The following is a 2,493-nucleotide window of genomic DNA, read 5'->3' as shown; positions in this document are numbered from 1 at the left end:
ATGTCTGCCCGATCCGAGAACGTCAAAGCCCTGCGTCCCACCAGGCAACTCCCTCTATCCAGTTATGTTGTTGCTACGACGCTATGACACCAAGGCCACTGATACCCGCTGATGGATCGTCTTGCGGAACTGAGCAAGCGGCCATAAAGCACTGCGAGACCGTGCCAATTACGGTTGCGACTCCCGCCGACTTCCCGGTAAGGGTTGGGGCCCGTCCGGCCAATGGGTCCTTGACCAAACCGCGTTGCGGGCACCGCAGGCAAGAGACAAGCACTACATTCGGTGAGTGTCTTTCCTCATGTTTCCCGTGGTCGCGGCGGTCTTGCTGTCAATACTGATCCCCGCGATCGTCGGAGCGGCCGTCGGCCGAGGTGACCGGAACAATCGCGCGGCGGGCCCCACCGCAGACACGGGGGCACTGTTCGTCGTGACGAATCGTCGCTGGCAGTCTGTTCTTTTTCGTGTGCTCGGCATCGTCTTCCTCGTTATCGGTGGTTTCTTCACGCTCGTCGCGGTCGTGGAATCCGAGGAGATGGATGGGCCGGGTCCGCTGATCGCTGCGGCCGGGATCACGGTGACCGGAGCGATCTTCGTCGTCCTCGCCATGGGGATCCATCGGTTCCGGGTCGATGCGTTCGACAACCACCTGACGGTCCGCCCCTGGTTTCGAGCGACGCGGGTCGTCGCACTGACCGAGATCGGGTCGGTCCGTCCGTCGCTCAACCGGTTCGGCGGAGTCGACGTGAGAGACGTGAACGGCAGGATGCTCTTCACTGCGACCAGGATCAGCATCGGCTACGACGACATCGTCGCCTATCTGCAGGAGCGATTCCCCCGGCAGCAGACCATCAACCCCGCCGTGCCTGGCGACGTCGCATCCTGGCAGGGCGCGACCCTTCGAGCCGAGTGGTTCCCGCTACCCCGCGGGCGCAAAGGCACCCTAGAGTCGGGCGTTCTCCTCAATGCTGGAAAGGTGGCCGGGCCTATGTATACGAGCGAGGTCGTCAACCTGCTCAATCACCGGGTCGGCATCGTGGAGTCCCCCAACTCGGACCCCCTCGTCTTCCTGTGCTGGCCCGACTCGGGGTCGCCTACGTCGATCGTCTGGGAGTCCACGAAGGACCTACCGGCCGAATCGCTGGCCCTCCTCGCCGACCCCATGGACAGCGGCGCCGCCTCTGTGCTCACCGGGACCGAGCTCGCCGACTTCTCGGCATGGATCACGACCCTTCCCCGCTTGCCCGCCGCGGGTGAGACGCGTTCCATCCGATGAGATGCGGCTCAGTTGCGCAGGGAGTCGGTCTGCGTCGGCTTGCATGTGCCGGAAAGCCATGCCTACGGCGGCCTGCACAGGCTCACGAGAACGGGCGGTTCATCCACTTCGACAGGCACTGTCGCTGAGACCAACGGCGGTCGGTATCGGACTTGGCGAGCTCTTCATATGTTGACCAGAAGTCGATCATGGATCGAGGCCGGCCCAGAAGCAGCGCTTCCAGATAGAGCAGGTGAGTGTGCCAGCCGGGAAGGTAATTGTGCGCTTCTTCTCCTAGCCCTCCGTGCGTCAGTGAAATACGCGTCGCATCGACTTCGGGAGCGAGTGTTATCAGGACTGTCGAGAGCGGTTCGTCCGGGAACTCCCACGTCATACGTAACCGATGCTCCGGTTCACACTCCGTGATACGGCTGGTGCAGAAATAGTCTTCCGCCTGCTGAATTCTTACAACGCACTCTGCAATAAATCTTCCAGCAGCTAGCTTTCCTAACCACTGCGGCAATGCCACGGAATCGGTGAGAGCCCACCACACGCGATCCGACGGCACAGCGATAGACCAGGTGTGCGATACAGAATCCTCTGTCCCAATCGAAGAACTTATGAGCGGCATGACCAGACACTAGCGCTGTACGGGGATTTACTGCCGAATGAAGGTGGGTCGGCGCGCACTCTCACGGCGATCGTGTCCGGAAGAGGATCGGCTTGCGGGCGCTGCCCCTTCGATTAGCTGCCTCAATCCTGCGACAACTCAAGACCGCGCATCCACTCTTGATCCGTAGGTTCTCCTGTAGTTGATGATCAGAAGTGCCGTCACGATGCTGCAGACCATTCCCCTGATCAAGTCGTCCCATTCCGACCGCTCGGGGAGGGAAAAGTAGAAGTAGCCAAGACCGCCGACGGCGTTGATGAGAAAAAGTGCGATGGCCGCTGACCACGTATTCTTCGGCATGCCGACCACCTTAGCCCGCCGCAAGTCCCAACTAGGGAGGGATCCGCCATAGGATCTGTTCGGGAGCCGTCAACTCAGAGATTCTTGTGTGGTCTCGGCGATGCTGATCGCCCACTGGTGGCCGGCTTTCCCCTCCACCTCGACAAAGAATTCTTTCCCGCCTGAGCCAGTGTCAAACAGGCTCTTCACGGTTCGTGGGGAATGGCGTGCTGAGGTGAGTGTCATGCCGCCGTCCGGGTGGCACTGGTAAGCAGGATACGGGATCGATAAT

General features: G+C 61.0%; 4 protein-coding genes. 1 reads left to right on the top strand and 3 read right to left on the bottom strand.

Annotated elements, in window-relative coordinates:
- The first annotated feature begins 286 nt into the window (after window positions 1-286).
- Entirely contained in the window at window positions 287-1,273 is a 987-nt protein-coding gene (locus tag IWX63_RS16470; RefSeq protein WP_199279232.1) for a hypothetical protein, read from the top strand.
- An 82-nt stretch (window positions 1,274-1,355) separates the two neighbouring features.
- Here IWX63_RS16470 and IWX63_RS16465 read toward each other — a convergent pair whose 3' ends face one another.
- The 3 genes from IWX63_RS16465 to IWX63_RS16900 all read right to left on the bottom strand — a co-directional run.
- Window positions 1,356-1,883 carry an SRPBCC domain-containing protein gene (locus tag IWX63_RS16465; protein WP_334685954.1) on the bottom strand — a complete coding sequence of 176 codons (528 nt, stop codon included), beginning with the start codon at window positions 1,881-1,883 and terminating at the stop codon, window positions 1,356-1,358.
- 138 nt (window positions 1,884-2,021) lie between these two features.
- Window positions 2,022-2,222, bottom strand: coding sequence for a hypothetical protein (locus IWX63_RS16460; RefSeq protein ID WP_199279230.1), 201 nt, complete (start codon window positions 2,220-2,222; stop codon window positions 2,022-2,024).
- A 69-nt stretch (window positions 2,223-2,291) separates the two neighbouring features.
- Window positions 2,292-2,493: hypothetical protein (locus tag IWX63_RS16900; protein ID WP_334685953.1), on the bottom strand; the 202-nt coding region annotated here is incomplete at its 5' end.

This window comes from Arthrobacter sp. CAN_A2, assembly GCF_015752045.1.
Classification (GTDB): Bacteria; Actinomycetota; Actinomycetes; order Actinomycetales; family Micrococcaceae; genus Arthrobacter_D.
The sequence above is the reverse complement of the archived record's forward strand: the minus strand, read 5'-3'. Positions and strand labels throughout refer to the sequence as shown.